The 14,449-nt window shown below is 36.0% G+C and carries 20 protein-coding genes and 1 pseudogene; 20 read left to right on the forward strand and 1 reads right to left on the reverse strand.

Annotated features, from left to right (window positions below):
- Positions 1–468: 468 nt before the first annotated feature.
- The 18 genes from MKY94_RS08025 to MKY94_RS08110 all read left to right on the forward strand — a co-directional run bounded on the left by MKY94_RS08025 (position 469) and on the right by MKY94_RS08110 (position 11,493).
- Positions 469–1,002 (forward strand): hypothetical protein, encoded by a 534-nt coding sequence (locus tag MKY94_RS08025; protein WP_342578402.1) that lies wholly within the window; start codon positions 469–471, stop codon positions 1,000–1,002.
- A gap of 25 nt (positions 1,003–1,027) precedes the next feature.
- On the forward strand, positions 1,028–1,573 hold the full coding sequence (locus tag MKY94_RS08030) for a hypothetical protein (protein ID WP_342578404.1): 546 nt from the start codon (positions 1,028–1,030) through the stop codon (positions 1,571–1,573).
- Between the two features lie 54 nt (positions 1,574–1,627).
- Complete coding sequence (locus tag MKY94_RS08035) at positions 1,628–2,020, forward strand: hypothetical protein (protein ID WP_342578406.1); 393 nt, start codon at positions 1,628–1,630, stop codon at positions 2,018–2,020.
- A gap of 13 nt (positions 2,021–2,033) precedes the next feature.
- Positions 2,034–2,174 carry a hypothetical protein gene (locus MKY94_RS08040; RefSeq protein WP_342578407.1) on the forward strand — a complete coding sequence of 47 codons (141 nt, stop codon included), beginning with the start codon at positions 2,034–2,036 and terminating at the stop codon, positions 2,172–2,174.
- 491 nt (positions 2,175–2,665) lie between these two features.
- Positions 2,666–2,872, forward strand: coding sequence for a hypothetical protein (locus MKY94_RS08045; protein ID WP_342578408.1), 207 nt, complete (start codon positions 2,666–2,668; stop codon positions 2,870–2,872).
- A gap of 51 nt (positions 2,873–2,923) precedes the next feature.
- Positions 2,924–3,460, forward strand: coding sequence for a hypothetical protein (locus MKY94_RS08050; RefSeq protein ID WP_342578409.1), 537 nt, complete (start codon positions 2,924–2,926; stop codon positions 3,458–3,460).
- A 150-nt stretch (positions 3,461–3,610) separates the two neighbouring features.
- The gene (locus MKY94_RS08055; protein WP_342578665.1) at positions 3,611–3,916 is read left to right on the forward strand and encodes an HNH endonuclease; all 306 of its coding nucleotides are present in this window, start codon (positions 3,611–3,613) and stop codon (positions 3,914–3,916) included.
- 138 nt (positions 3,917–4,054) lie between these two features.
- Positions 4,055–4,390, forward strand: a complete 336-nt coding sequence (locus MKY94_RS08060; protein WP_342578666.1) for a P27 family phage terminase small subunit — start codon at positions 4,055–4,057, stop codon at positions 4,388–4,390.
- On the forward strand, positions 4,387–6,045 hold the full coding sequence (locus MKY94_RS08065; protein ID WP_342578410.1) for a terminase TerL endonuclease subunit: 1,659 nt from the start codon (positions 4,387–4,389) through the stop codon (positions 6,043–6,045). The genes MKY94_RS08060 and MKY94_RS08065 overlap by 4 nt, the downstream gene beginning before the upstream one ends.
- A 20-nt stretch (positions 6,046–6,065) precedes the next feature.
- The gene (locus MKY94_RS08070; protein WP_342578412.1) at positions 6,066–7,208 is read left to right on the forward strand and encodes a phage portal protein; all 1,143 of its coding nucleotides are present in this window, start codon (positions 6,066–6,068) and stop codon (positions 7,206–7,208) included.
- The gene (locus MKY94_RS08075) at positions 7,198–7,971 is read left to right on the forward strand and encodes a head maturation protease, ClpP-related (protein WP_342578414.1); all 774 of its coding nucleotides are present in this window, start codon (positions 7,198–7,200) and stop codon (positions 7,969–7,971) included. The genes MKY94_RS08070 and MKY94_RS08075 overlap by 11 nt, the downstream gene beginning before the upstream one ends.
- A gap of 6 nt (positions 7,972–7,977) precedes the next feature.
- Positions 7,978–9,144: a phage major capsid protein gene (locus MKY94_RS08080; protein WP_342578416.1), complete on the forward strand. Its 1,167-nt coding sequence runs from the start codon at positions 7,978–7,980 to the stop codon at positions 9,142–9,144.
- 44 nt (positions 9,145–9,188) lie between these two features.
- On the forward strand, positions 9,189–9,443 hold the full coding sequence (locus MKY94_RS08085) for a hypothetical protein (RefSeq protein WP_342578417.1): 255 nt from the start codon (positions 9,189–9,191) through the stop codon (positions 9,441–9,443).
- Between the two features lie 4 nt (positions 9,444–9,447).
- Positions 9,448–9,753 (forward strand): head-tail connector protein, encoded by a 306-nt coding sequence (locus tag MKY94_RS08090; protein WP_342578419.1) that lies wholly within the window; start codon positions 9,448–9,450, stop codon positions 9,751–9,753.
- On the forward strand, positions 9,740–10,090 hold the full coding sequence (locus tag MKY94_RS08095; RefSeq protein WP_342578420.1) for a phage head-tail adapter protein: 351 nt from the start codon (positions 9,740–9,742) through the stop codon (positions 10,088–10,090). The genes MKY94_RS08090 and MKY94_RS08095 overlap by 14 nt, the downstream gene beginning before the upstream one ends.
- Positions 10,077–10,475 carry a hypothetical protein gene (locus MKY94_RS08100; protein WP_342578422.1) on the forward strand — a complete coding sequence of 133 codons (399 nt, stop codon included), beginning with the start codon at positions 10,077–10,079 and terminating at the stop codon, positions 10,473–10,475. Before MKY94_RS08095 ends, MKY94_RS08100 begins: the two co-directional genes overlap by 14 nt.
- Positions 10,472–10,906: a hypothetical protein gene (locus tag MKY94_RS08105; protein ID WP_342578424.1), complete on the forward strand. Its 435-nt coding sequence runs from the start codon at positions 10,472–10,474 to the stop codon at positions 10,904–10,906. Before MKY94_RS08100 ends, MKY94_RS08105 begins: the two co-directional genes overlap by 4 nt.
- A complete protein-coding gene (locus MKY94_RS08110) occupies positions 10,906–11,493 on the forward strand; it encodes a phage tail protein (protein WP_342578425.1) in 588 nt (195 codons plus the stop codon). Before MKY94_RS08105 ends, MKY94_RS08110 begins: the two co-directional genes overlap by 1 nt.
- Positions 11,494–11,681: 188 nt before the next feature.
- Here MKY94_RS08110 and MKY94_RS08115 read toward each other — a convergent pair whose 3' ends face one another.
- A complete protein-coding gene (locus MKY94_RS08115) occupies positions 11,682–12,905 on the reverse strand; it encodes an IS110 family transposase (RefSeq protein WP_340844735.1) in 1,224 nt (407 codons plus the stop codon).
- A gap of 324 nt (positions 12,906–13,229) precedes the next feature.
- On the opposite strand from MKY94_RS08115, the pseudogene MKY94_RS08120 reads away from it, so the two are divergent.
- A pseudogene (locus MKY94_RS08120) lies at positions 13,230–13,478 on the forward strand (CPCC family cysteine-rich protein); the annotation flags it as partial.
- Positions 13,479–13,931: 453 nt separating this feature from the next.
- A complete protein-coding gene (locus MKY94_RS08125) occupies positions 13,932–14,405 on the forward strand; it encodes a hypothetical protein (protein WP_342578426.1) in 474 nt (157 codons plus the stop codon).
- The last annotated feature ends 44 nt before the right edge of the window (positions 14,406–14,449 follow it).

Genomic DNA, 14,449 nt, shown 5'->3' on the forward strand with positions numbered 1-14,449 from the left:
GGTTAGACACGAACAAACATCCCAGTTGTTTTATATATTATGCAATTTCTAATTAGGTGTGCTTAGATCAATATAAAAGACCCCAGGACTAGAGGGCCTTTTGTTTACTAAGAAGCACAGAAAGGTTAAGAAACTTCTCAGCTGTCCTATAGCATATGTATAGGGAAAATAAGTGACAGGGCGTTTGACAGTAACATATGGCATTTCAGAACCGCTTAATTGCGATATTCCTTTACAAATAAATAATAAATAAAAGTGCTATATAGAAGAGTAATTGCAGCTATTATTAGAAATACTCTCATGAGCTCTACCTCTTCTTAAAATAAAAATAAACGACTATTTTAGAGCCTAGATTGGCATAATCAACAGGCTTCCTAGGACTGCTTTTCGGCTCTAGTTACATTCTAAACAATGAAGAAATATTTTATACTGTTAACTTTTTGATAAAAAAGCTGAAGGAGGGGTTGTGTGAGATTCATAGGATTAGATCCTTCAACGAAAACAGGGTTTGTTGCTCTTGATGAAGATGGCCAAGTTTTAAAAGCAAAAGAGCTTAAGGGTGTAGGCTCAGCGGATCCGGTGCGTATGATAACCATGATTGATGATATAGCTGCACATATACAAAAAGAAGACATCATTGTGATTGAAGGATTCGGTTTTGCTACTCAACAAGGTATTCAGTTAGGTGGCATTGGATGGGGAATAAGAATGGCACTCACAAGACGTGGTTTTAAATATATTGAAGCATCACCAAGCCAAGTGAAGAAATTTGCTACAGGTAAAGGGAACACCAAAAAAGAAGATATGATTTTACCATTGTTCAGACACTGGGGGTTCGAACATTCTAGCGATAATGTAAGAGATGCTTATGTATTGGCTCAAATTGCAAAAGGATTAAAAACTGTTGATACCAACATTTTAACTAATGAGTTTACAACCTATCAATTAGAAGTATTGGCTGCTATTAATAATCCACCTATTAAGAAAAAGAAAGCAAAATAAAAAACAATAAAGGGAGCGAACAACCATGTCAAAAATCGAATTAACCGTTTTATTTAAGAAAATCCAAAAGGATGACAAAAAAGAAGTATTAGAATTTCATGTACAAGGAGATGAACTTGATTATTCAGATGATCTTGTTCAGCTTGCTGGGAGTATTGCAATTCTTGAAGTAAAAGGCAGTGAAGCTGGTAAACTACCGGTAGAATTTAAGTCTATTCAACGGGATAGCAAGAAAACTACATTGAAATTTAATGTACGTGGCGATAGTGATAAAAAAGTGATTAAACTTTATCCGTTTGCAGGTAGAAATGTGACACTATTTCTCGAAGCATCGCAAATATCCATTGAAGAGTTTGAAGAACAGGGTGACGGCCTGGAATACAACGTTGATAAAAATGGGACTGTCGGAGTAGCTGAAGGACAGATGAATATGGAAGATATTAATGAAGTGGACCAGAATCCTGAAAAAGAGCTGCCATTTGCAGATGAAAAGGAAGAACACAAAGACGACGAGGGAGAGACTCTCTTTGCAGATAAAGAAGAAGATAATGGAGACGATCTACTAGATTAATATTGTTGCCCTGGTTGATTCCAGGGTATTTTTTTAAAAAGGTAGGTGTTGAAAATGTATGAATGGCTGAAAGACTATCGAAGAATTGAAATAGAGATTATCGAGCTAGAAAATTCGATTACCCGTTCCAAACGTGAGTTAGGACGTTGGACAGGTGGCGATTTAATGGGAGTGAAGTTATCTGCTGAAAGTAACGGAGCGCAATTGGAAGAACAAATTTTTTCTTTAGAGTTTAATCTAGCTCACAAAATGAATGATTTAATTGACATTAAAAGAATGGTTCAGAAATTCAATCTAGTAGATACAAAGATTCTATATGGTAGATATATCGAGGGGAAAACGTTTGATGAAATAGCAGATGAGGTTGGATATAGCAAAGGTACGATATATAACAAACATGCCATGTTGATGAAGCTTGTAGGATATTTAGATGAATTAACAGTGTGAGGTGAAGGAAAAGGTGAAACGTTGGGAATGTCGTTATTGCGATACAGGATTTCCGGTGTTATTTGAAGGTGATAGAGTGTGTGCTTCATGTGGTGTTGAATGGGAAGCTGCAAAGATTGAAGTTGAATATGATGATGATAATGATTTTGATTGACTTTAATTTCACTTTCATTAAATCAAAATGAACTGAATCAAACTATTGTAAAAACAGTTTATAGTAAGAGTATAAAGAACCGACAAAAAAAGTTCTTTAAAGTTTTCTCCCTTTGAAAAAGCATCTGGACTTAAATGTCTAGGTGCTTTTATTGTTTAAAACAAATAGGTGGTCTCTAATTAGAGACTAGTAAAGGGTGGTCTCTACGTAGTGTCCAGTGGTGGTCTCTACGTAGAGACTAGTAGCGGTCTCTATATAGAGACCAGTGAATTGAGTTTCTTCTATAGAGCGCCCATCCTAAAGAAAACATTAAAGAAAACATTAAAGAAAACTTACTAGCAAATGAACTTTGCTAGGGAGAGCATTGATATAATAATTAATAAATAGAAACAAACGTTCTGTTTCATGTTATAATATTCATTATCAATACAAAGGGATAGTGATGAATAATGAAAGTAAATGATATGGATAAGTATCAACTAACAGAAACTATGAAGAGTGTAATAATATATCTTACAGATCCTAATGTTTCTATACACGATATACCCAAGGAACAATATAAAGAAATTATTTCTATACCGACAGATGAAGACGGATATGTGCATAAATATTATTTTACAGATGAATCAAAAATGCTTATAGAGATTATTATCGATATGATAAATAGTACAAATTATTTTGAGAAGAGATTCGGTTAGTGACAATCATTTCCATTCACATTATGATTAATGTAGAAAGGGGATGTTAAAGTGAATTTCGATCCAAAGTATTTAATTAGATGGGGAATTCCCGGTTGGATATTATTAATGACACTTATACCTTATTTTGTGGTTATCTATTATGATTCATTGCCTACTATAATTTCTGAAAAAAATGTATTAGCATTAGGGGCTGCAATAACTTTAATCGGAATTCCTCTAGGGTATTTCTTAAATCAGATGCATCATTTATTGGGTTGGGTAGCAAATGGAAAATGGGATAATTATTTTTCAGAAGAAATAATAGTAGACGATTTTTTATGTGATAAAGATAATGAAGGTTACAAAGAAAGATACAGATACTTATTAGCTAAAAAACACGAAGTGGGTTCAGTTTATGCAAGCTTTATACTTTCAGCGTTAGTTATATTAATTACTAACATTTATGAAAGTTCAAAGGAGTGTTTCGATTGGTTATATTTTTTTGTAACAGTGTTGTTGATAGTAGCGTGGTATTTTCTAAGAAGTTATTCTTCACGTAACATCGATAAGTACTTTGAACATTTGAAACGCAAAGCAACAAGCTAATAATTTTCAAAAGCATCCAATACGGGTGCTTTTTATTATGCCTAAAAGGTGGTGATCCATATCTCCGAGCTATCGGTTAAATAGTAAATATGATTGTGGGAGGAAGATACATTGTATGTATCACCAGAAAGATTACAAGAACTAATCGCCATTATCAGTACAAACAATCATCTAGCATTCTATTCAACAAAGGAATGGAAGCATACTCGTAGTGAAGTACGCAAGCGAGACAACAATGAATGTCAGGGATGTAAACGACAAGGGAAAGTATTCACAAATAAATCTGAGCCAGACAAACGAAAGCGATTAGATGTGGATCACATTAAAGAGCTAGAAGATTATCCGGAACTTTGTTTATCGATGGATAACCTTGAGACACTTTGCATTCGTTGCCACAATGTAAAACACAATCGTTATCAAAAGAAAGAAAACAAATGGAATGATGAACAATGGTAGAGTACCCCCGCCCTAAAAGGTTTCAGGATTGTTGGGGGAACTGTCAACGGTAGGGGGTGTCTGCTGTCCAAAATTATTGAAAAAATCCACGTTATATTAGGGGGTTAAAAATAAAAGGGGGGTGTTTGAGTGAGTGGAATGGTAAAAGTCACAGATTTAGAAAAACAAATGTTGGGGAGAGTGGATCCATTTGATATGTTGGAAATAAGCAAGGTTAAGCGTTACATCTCTATTGAAAAGCAAATTAGAAAGTTGCAGCAAGCTATAAATAAAGAGGGTGTAATGGTAACAACGGTTAATGCTTCCCAAGAATTTATCAAAGCAAATCCAGCTTTAAATGAATTGAATAAGCTCACAAAAACATTGATTGCCCTCGAAAATTCAATTAAATTTACTAGTCTACCAGAAGCATTGCCAGAAGAAGATTTAAACTCGAAGGATAATGACGAACCAAAAGTCAGTGATCTATATTGATTCATCAAAAATACGTTGATCTTTATATTAATTCATGGAGGAAAGGATTATTTATTTTCAACCAGGAGCGTATTGACCTGGTTAGACAATTAGAAAGTGAAGTCCTGATTCGTGATGATATTTATTTCGATGAAGAGCAAATCGAAAAATGTATAAACTATATTGAAAAATGGTATTTCAAACTAGAGCTATTTCAAAAGTTTATTATCGCATTTATATTTTTGAAATATAAAAAACGAGACAAGTTATTTTACAAAGACATCGTGATTGTAATTGCACGTGGTAATGGTAAGAATGGTTTAATATCTGGTCTTGCTGATTACTTTATCAGCCCAGGACATGGCATTGAAGGATACAATGTAGATGTTGTGGCCAACAGTGAGGACCAGGCGGAAACATCGGTTAAAGAAGTCTATAACATGAAAGAAAAAAATAAGAATTTCATGAAGTCCTTCTTCTCCTGGACTAAAACAAAAATAACCGGAAGATTTTCACTTGCTGAATTTAAATTCAGAACTTCTAATGCGGATACAAAAGATGGCGGTCGCCCAGGTTGTTTAATATTTGATGAATGGCACATTTATGAAGATACGAAATTAATTAATACTCTTAGCTCTGGTTTAGGGAAAGTGAAACATAGACGAAGAATTTATATATCCACCAACGGTCATGTCCGTGGTGGTTTTTTTGATAAATTTATTGAGCAATGTTTAGAAATATTAAGCGGTGGCAGCAAACGAAATAATCGTTTTGTTTTCATCTGCAAAATGGATGACAAGGATGAAGTCGATAATCCTGAACTATGGGAAAAGGCAAATCCGATGTTTAGCAAACCAAGAAGTGATTATGCAGAAGAGTTGTTCGACACGATTATGGATGAATATCTTGATTTGGAAGATGATCCATCCGGTCGTCCTGAATTTATGGCTAAAAGGATGAACCTCCCGCAAGAAGACAACACAGTTAAAGTTGCATCTTGGAAAGATATTGAAGCGACAAACCGGCCTATACCTTATGAAACATTAAAAGGAAAAACATGTGTTGGTGCTATCGACTTTTCTTTTGTTAAAGACTTTACAGCATGTGGCGTACTTTTCAAACAAGGGGATGATTACATTTGGGATAGTCACCAATTTGCTAGACGTGATTTCATCAAAGAAGCCAATTTAAAACCACCCATTTATGAGTGGGAAGAAAAGGCTTTAATTACTTTGCTTGATGAACCGGTAATAGATATTAAATATATGGTCAATTATTTTTGTGAAATGAGAGAGAAATATGGATTAAATACAATTATCGGTGACACCTTTCGTCTAGACATTGTAAAGCGTGCATTAGAGGACGCAGGATTTACCGTTTTATATATTCAAAATCCGCATGCTATATATGCAAAGCTTGCTCCCAGAATTGAAATGCTCTTTGCTCAACAAAGAATCATTTTTGGAGATAACCCTCTTATGAGATGGAATACAAACAACATAGTTGTAAAAGTCAAAAATGATGGGAATAAGGATTTCTTGAAAAAAGATGAAGTGCGAAGAAAAACGGATGGATTCACAGCATTTGTATATGCATTGTGGCAAGCTGATAACATACTCGAAGACGAAACAGATATTAGTGAAGCATTAGATCTGCTTGACGCTTTGAACTTCTAGGGAGGGGGTGAAAATGTAAAATGGGATGGTTAATTGATAAGTTAAGGAAAAATAAAGAGGTCAAATCCATGTTTGATTTAGATTTATTTCAAGAACCTACACATCGTGCATATTTGAAAAAGATGGCACTGGAAACGTGTATTAATTTTATTGGTCGTGCTATTTCACAATCTGATTTTCGATTCATGAAAGACGGGAAAAGGCAGATTAACGATTGGGATTATTTATTAAATATACGTCCAAATACTGATCAAAGCGCTGCTGAATTTTGGCAGGACTTTGTTTTTAAATTGATACACGAAAATGAAGTGTTAGCTATTTTAACAGATAGCAATGATCTATTGATTGCAGATAGTTTTGACCGTGAAGAATACGCTGTTTTCCCTGATATATTTAGTAATGTAACAGTAAAAGACTATACATTTAATCGCACATTCAAAATGGATGAAGTAATTTTTATTCCATACAATAACGAAAAATTGACTACCTTTATGCAAGGTATGTTTGATGACTATGGTGATCTATTTGGACGGATGATTGAAATAAATATGCGTAATAATCAAATACGCGGTACTGTCGATATCGAATCTACTCAGTCTTTGGATAAAGAGAATCAGGGTAAATTACAGAATTTTATCGATAGGTTATTCAAATCATTCAAAAATAACACGGTCGCTATCGTGCCGCAATTAAAAGGATTCAAATACACGGAAGTTGCGAAAGGCGACAACAACGGTAAATCTGTGGAAGAACTATCGAAACTGAAACGTGATTTAGTAAATGAAGTTGCGATAATTTTAGGAATACCAGTTTCGCTTATTCATGGCGACATGACAGAATATGAAACAGCAATCAAAGCTTATATTAAATTTTGCATAGGTCCACTTAATAAAAAAATATCGGACGAACTAAATGCGAAATTAATAGAAAAAGAGAATTACCTTAAAGGCGAAAAAATAAAAGTGCAAGGTATTTCAGAACTAAATGCCCTTGAGGTTGCAGATGCAGTTGATAAATTAAGGGCAAGTGGTGTATATAACGGTAATCAAATTCGTGTGAAATTGGGTGATGAGCCAGTGGATAATCCGTTACTTGAAGAATATGTAATGACCAAAAACTATGAGTCAACTAAAGGAGGTGAAAATAAAAATAATGAAACGTAAATTCGGATTTAAAAACCAATCTCATAATGAAAAACTATCTAGTATTCCACATAACTTTTCCTCCACACATGATGAAGAAAAAGGTATTTCGGAATTAACTATCTATGGTGATATTGGGGAATCATGGTTTTGGGATTCTACTTCCGCTGTCGATGTCGACAATGCACTGAAGCAAGCCGGAACGAATGATGTAGTAGTGCGCTTAAACTCTCCTGGTGGTTCAGCGTTTGATGGGATTGCCATTTACAATCGTTTGAAAAACCATCCTGGAAAAGTAACAATTCACGTGGATGGATGGGCGTGTTCCGCTGCAAGTGTTATTGCAATGGCAGGCGATGAAGTCATCATGGGTACAGGCTCTATGATGATGATTCATGAAGCATCCAATATCGTATGGGGAACTAAAAATGATATGCGACAAGTTGCCGATATGTTAGAAGAACTGGAAGAAGGTATCATTGATGTTTACATGACAAAAGCAAAAGTAAGTCGTGAAGAAATTCGTGATAAAGTTAATGCGGAAACATGGTTTAGTGCATCTAAAGCTTTAGAAATTGGTTTTGCTACGTCTACCTCATCATCTGTGGAGGACAATGAAGAAAGTGAAGAATTAACTCAAATGAGAGCACAAATGAAAGTCATGCAAAATAAACTCGATAAAATAGCAAATCAAACACAAGAACCTGTTCCAACTTCCCCCACACAATTATCTGTGGAAGACAACGGAATTGGTTCTTTTAATTTACTTAAAAAATGGAGGTAACACATTATGACAATAAAATTAAAAGGTAAAATGGAAAACTTTGAAACGAAGAAACAAGCTTATATGAATGTTATGAAGGATGATAATTCCACTCCTGAACAACTAGAAAATGCATTTAGCGATATGTTCACAGCTTTACAAACAGATTTAACCGAACAGATTACAACAGAAGCACGTAATGAAGTACACGATTCACAGGTTTTAGCTTCACGCGGTCAAAATGTATTAACTTCCGCTGAAAGAAAATTCTACAACGAAGTGATTGCAAGTGGTGGATTTGCAGAGGACACAATCCTTCCAGTTACCACGCAGGAACGCATTTTCGAGGATTTAATAGCAGAACATCCATTACTAGATGTTATCGGCTTAAAAGACTTAGGTGCCGTTACACGTTACATTTACAGTGATGCAAATAAAGCTTTTGCTTGGGGTGCATTGTTCGGTGAAATTAAAGGGCAAGTTTCTGCAGCATTCCGTGAAGAAACTATCTCTCAACTTAAATTAACGGCTTTCGCTGTGATTCCAAAAGATATGTTGGAATTAGGACCAGAATATGTTGATCGATATGTTCGCAATATTCTAGTGGAGTCGTATTCAGTCGGCATGGAATATGGTCTTGTCAACGGTCGTGGTCCATCACAAAATGAGCCAATCGGATTGATGAAAGATGTTAATGCTGATAACGGAGCAGTTACAGAAAAAACTTCAAAAGGTACGCTAACATTTTCTCCATCTGAATATGGCGAAATTGTTGCTGGTGAACTACATGGAGTAATCAAAGCTCTATCTGTAGATGCCAAAGGGAAGGCCCGTAAAGTAGCAAATAAAGTTGTAATGCTTGTAAATCCTACCGACGCAATTTCTGTTCAATTCCGAAATACTATTCAAACGTCTAATGGTCAATGGGTAACAGCTTTGCCATACAATATTCAGGTTGTGGAATCTGAAGAAATTCCTACTGGTAAAGCCTTATTCTTTGTTAAGGGAGCTTACTTAGCAGCTATTGCAGGCGGTTATAAAATCAATAAATTTGATGAGACACTTGCTATCGAAGATGCGCGTTTATATACGATGAAACAGTTTGCTAATGGTAGACCAAAAGATAATAAAACAGCTTTACTTTATGATTTAGACATTAAATTCGGCTTTGGTCCACAACCAGAAACTCCTTAAAATAGGGGTTTCTTTTTCTTTATAAAAAACTAGGAGGTACTTAAATGGAAAAATACAAAGTAGTTCGAGAGTTCAAAGAAACGAAGCATGACGGCCATGTATATGTTGTAGGTGATCCTTATCCGAAAGAGGGAGAAAAAGCGACTAAAGCGAGGTTGGAAGAATTGTCTACGACGAAAAATAAATACAAAAAAGTTTATATCGAGGAAGTAGTTAATGAAGATCAAAAAGTTGAAAAAGTAGAAGGTACTTCAGATGATAACGACTCGAAAGTAGAAACTCCTAAAGACAAGGAGTGATTCCATGAATGAGTTAGAGAAAAAGGACTTGCTTAATGAAGTTAAGTCTTATTTACGTATCACTTGGAATGAGGAAGATCCAGACATTCAAAAAATGATTGACCGTGCTATTTCTTATTTCAAATCCATTGCTGGTACAGACGTAGACTTTGTGGATGATGGACAAAACCGTCAATTGCTCTTAGATCGTTGTCGTTATATGCGAAATCATGTCATTGAGGAATTTGAAGAAAATTTTAAATCTGAAATTATAAACCTTCAATTTAGACTTTATAAAGTTGCGGAGGATAGTATAGATGGCACAATATAGCGCACTGAATGATGGGTTTGCTCAATACGGTACAAAGGAAACTAAGCGGTCTGAAAAAGGTAAGCGTATAGGCGATGAATTCATTCTACAAGGACGCTTGGCTTATCAAGAGATATCCAGAAGGGATGAGGACTATCAACTGGCTCAAATTATGTCAAAAACATTGGATATTAAGATTAAGACGCTTTATCCTCCACAGTTAAGAAATGTGAACAAAAGTAAGTTGACGATGGTGTTAAATTCAACTGAATACAATGTTATTAAATGTGATTCCGATGGCCCTAAAAACTATTTGTATTTTTATCTCCAGGAGGTGGGACCGATTGAGCAAGATTAAGGAGTACATGCAAAGGCAAATTGATGAAATGCAAACGGCTTTAGAAACGTTTAACATCCCACTTTTTGAAGATGAAATTGCAGAGGATGAAGAGGAAAAGCTTTATCAAAACGATTATCATTGTTTCGTCTATGAAACGTTAGATATCTCCAATAATGACGATTTAAAGAGCGTTACGCAGACTGTGGCTGTCTACTATTACTCGGAGAATAGAGATGACTTAGACGAGCGTACAGTGGCTATTATTCTATCATTAAAAGATGTTCCAGGTTTTTCATTAAACAGGACAGTAAAACAACGGTTGCAGAAGAAAGAAACAGACCAATTTGTGGACCGTGTGATATTTGAATATAGCCGCAAAATCGTTACGGGGTGCAAAGTATGATATTCGAAATGGATTATCAACAGTTGCAAGAGCTTGAGAAACGCATTCGACAGCTTCCCGATTACGCTGAACATGTCATAAATGAAACCCTGCATACAGATGGTATTGAATTACTGGAGAGTAATATTACTCGTTTAATTCCAGAATCAAAGCGCAATAAAAACGCCCCTTGGTATCGGGAACACGGAAGTGTGAAGCATGCGAAAGATGCTGATTGGTCTGTAAGTAAAAAAGAACATTTAGGTTTCATGCTCAAATCTAGAGGGGGAGCTGCAAATAAAAGAGGTTCCTTTGGTTATCTTGTATTTCCAGACGAAGGTCGGGGGCAGGTTGAACAAAGCTTTACAGAGCGTGCAACTGGTGTTGCCGTTCCAAAAATAGTCGCAAAATTACATGGAAAATTAATCGAAACAATAGGAGGTAATATGTAATGCCAAAACAAACAATTACAGAATTCGATTCTTGGAGTATTGTCAATTCATCCATTCAATTTATAAAGAGTGGTGCACAACAACCGGGCGAGAAATTTGGTAGTGTAGGGACAATCTCATTTGAACCAGAGACATCTACGCTACAGAAAAAAGAAGGCCGTGTTGTTACGAAAGAAAAAATTGTTACTACCAAATTAAATGTATCAGTAAGTGCCCACATTCCAGTAACAGTGGCACGTGATTTCTTTGGTCTTACGAATGATGGTTTAAAACCAGGAATTTACTCATATGGTGAAGGGTCGCTCGGTAGAGATTTTGTCTGGACAGCAGACGTTGTGGATGTATTCGAAGAGGTAACGAAATTAATTGCCTTCCCGAAAGCTTCTAACTCCGCTGGTTTAACATTATCCATCGACGCAACGCAAGAAGAGTTAGCTCTGTTAGAACTAACATTCTCAGCTGTAGCGGATTCAGCTGGTCAATTCTATTATGAAGCACTTGTTCCTGAATTAGAAGATCCGACCATTGCTGATAAATGGCACACGGAGTTCAACCGTACGTTAATTGCAGCACCAGATACGCCTTAATTAAATTAGGCTATGTTTAAGGCTAGGATTGATTTTTATAAGGTTGTATTGTTTGTGAAATGTTACACTTAAACTCCCATGAAAATTAAAATCTTCGATTTAGAGAAAAAGGCAATACTAAATCAGACGCAGCTCATTTATTTTTTAAAAAATGCAGCGCCTAAATGGGGATCAAATTATGGGTTGGATTAGGAGGCACTTGGTTCAGTTATTGTAACGTTGTATCCTAAGTTCTCAAGTCTTCGAACAGAATATCGTACAATGGATTGTTCTTTTTGCTTGTCAAAGTAATCCTCTCCTAAATCTACGTACATCTCTTTGCGAGTTAAGAGATAATAGGAGATTCTTAAAATGGCATGAGCGACAGATATTCCTGCCCTTTTTTTACCCTTTCTTGATGCAGTACGCCTATACAGGGCTCCCAAATAGGTTTTGGATCCTCTGACAGAGTGAGCTGCTTCAATTAATGCCGATTTCAAGTACTTGTTTCCTTTTTTCATGTTGCTTGATTTTCTCTTGCCCGCACTCTCATTATGTCCAGGTACTAATCCTGCCCAGGAACACAAGTGCGCCGAACTGGGGAATTGCTTCTCGACATCCGTACCGACTTCGGCTAAGATTTGTTCGGCCATTCGAGTGGCGATGCCGGGAATGGAATCCAATCGCTCAATATCTTCTTGGTGGGGGGATAATCTAGTAGCCACCTCTTCGTTTAACAGTTCAATCTGCTCAGAAAGAAATTCTATATGGACCAGAATGGTTTTCAACATGAGACGTTGATGTGGATTGATATACCCCCGAAGAGCAAGCTCCAGTTCACTCTTTTTCTTCTTCATTGATCGACGGGCCAAGCTAGCTAGCTTCTTAGGATCATTTTCGCCATCGGCGATAGCACGAAGCATATCGAGAGACGAAACACCCATGATGTCGGAGACAACGGAGCCAAGTTTGATATTAGCACCTTCCAACACCTTTTGAATTCGATTATGTTGCCTTGCACGTTCTTCAATAATACTCCGTCGATACCGAACTAATTCTCGTAGTTCTCGTTGGTTACGATCCGGAATAAAACTTGCTTTAAGTAAACCGTGCCGAAGAAGTTTGGCAATCCATTCTGCATCTTTCACATCGGTCTTGCGACCTGGTACTGCTTTCATATGTTGAGCATTCACTACTAAAAATTCAATATTCTCCGCTTCAAGTAAGTTAACTATTGGCTTCCAAAATACGCCGGTACTTTCCATTGCTACGTGGGTACAACCATGCTCCTTAATCCAGTCAATTAACTGTAATAGAAATACAGTCTTAGTGGAAAACGTTTGAATCTCCTTTCCTTTTGGTGTAATAATACAGGCAGTAATGGAGTCTTTATGAACATCCATACCGCATGCACGCTCAATGATTACTTCCATTGTAATCATCCTTTCTACGGCAACTAGTATTGGAGGCTGGTGCAATAACCAGAGTAGGATTAATCTCCCATGAGTGCTTCCCGTAAGGGAGCGACAGTCTGTGATACACCGTGGTCGTTGGAGTCAGACTAACGGATGGGCTCTATGGCACCATAGTTCATCGACCTTCCTCTCCCAGCCGTAGTATCCTATACCCGTTTTTCACATTTTCATTCTCTGTGGTGTAGCGCTGATTTTGCGCTACATGGGTGGCTAACGGGGCAGTTTAGTTCAATAAGAATTATGTAGTTTGTGATTATAATTAAAGAGTTTGGGAGGTGTCTTATGAACAAAAATACATGCCCATGTTGTGGTTATAGAACGATGGATAGTGATGGCAACTACGATATATGTCCAATTTGTTTTTGGGAGGACGACCCGTTTCAAAAAGAAGATGAGTATGATATTGGTGCTAATCCAATACCTCTAATTGAAGCTCAAAAAAATTATATTAGTTATGGTGCTTGTGAAAAGAGTTTTCTTAATAATGTTAGGAAACCTAATTTACAAGATAAAAGAGACCCTGATTGGAAGCCATATAATGATGAATTATTTGAATTGAAATTAGCATGTCGAAAATATAAAGAAGGCATATATAGTATTGCTGAGTTAGAACGCAACTTATCTTGGATTGGTGTTCCAGATGACATAAATGAAATGGTTAAACAGGCAGAGAATGATTTAGAAATGATTAGGTTTTGCACTTCAGACTATAAACAAAGAGAAGAAGCGTTAGAGGTTGTTAATAATTTGTTAAAACGGTTAAATATTACGTTAGAAACTGAAAATTAGTTATTGAACTAACGGGTGCTTTAGTAAAAAACAAAATCAAAGTAAAATGAGCCAGGAGAAAATATCCTAGCTCATTTTTTATGTGTATTATAAATCAATCTTTACCTTTAACATAGCTTTAAATAAGCAATTGCATAGCGTAGCCCTCTCCTTATCGAGAGGGTTTTTTATTTGATTAAAATCGGAGGGATAACATTGAAAGTACAAAAGGTAACTTTAAAAGAATTTGAAATTGTGGAAGTCGAAGGAGATTTTGAAAAACGATTTATTAATGAAAAGAATTATCCTGCTTTTTTAACAAACGCATCCGTAAAACGTGGCTTTGAAACAGGCTTGATAGAAACAAGCTTATGGGAAGATCTACTTAAAATCATGGGGCTACAATCGGTTATAGAAAAAAATGATGAGGAAAGCACATTGCAGTTAATGAATATGTTCGATGAACAAAAATTGATTGCAGTTGTTTATTTAGGAGTTCTCGGGGCGAATAAGAATGTAGATTTAACATTTGATAGCTTCATAGAGAAATATCATTATGATTTGGCCGAAACGATTGAAATTTATGCAAATTTAATTACAAATTTAGTAACACAGGATCCAAACCAATTTGCAAAAGGGTTACAACAAAGCACAAAAAGTGAAAAAAAAAATTCAAGCCTCCTAAGCTAAATGTTGAATGTGTGGAGGACAGATATGTCCTATATGTATTAATT

This window comes from Psychrobacillus sp. FSL K6-2843 (assembly GCF_038626375.1).
Taxonomy (GTDB): domain Bacteria; phylum Bacillota; class Bacilli; order Bacillales_A; family Planococcaceae; genus Psychrobacillus; species Psychrobacillus faecigallinarum.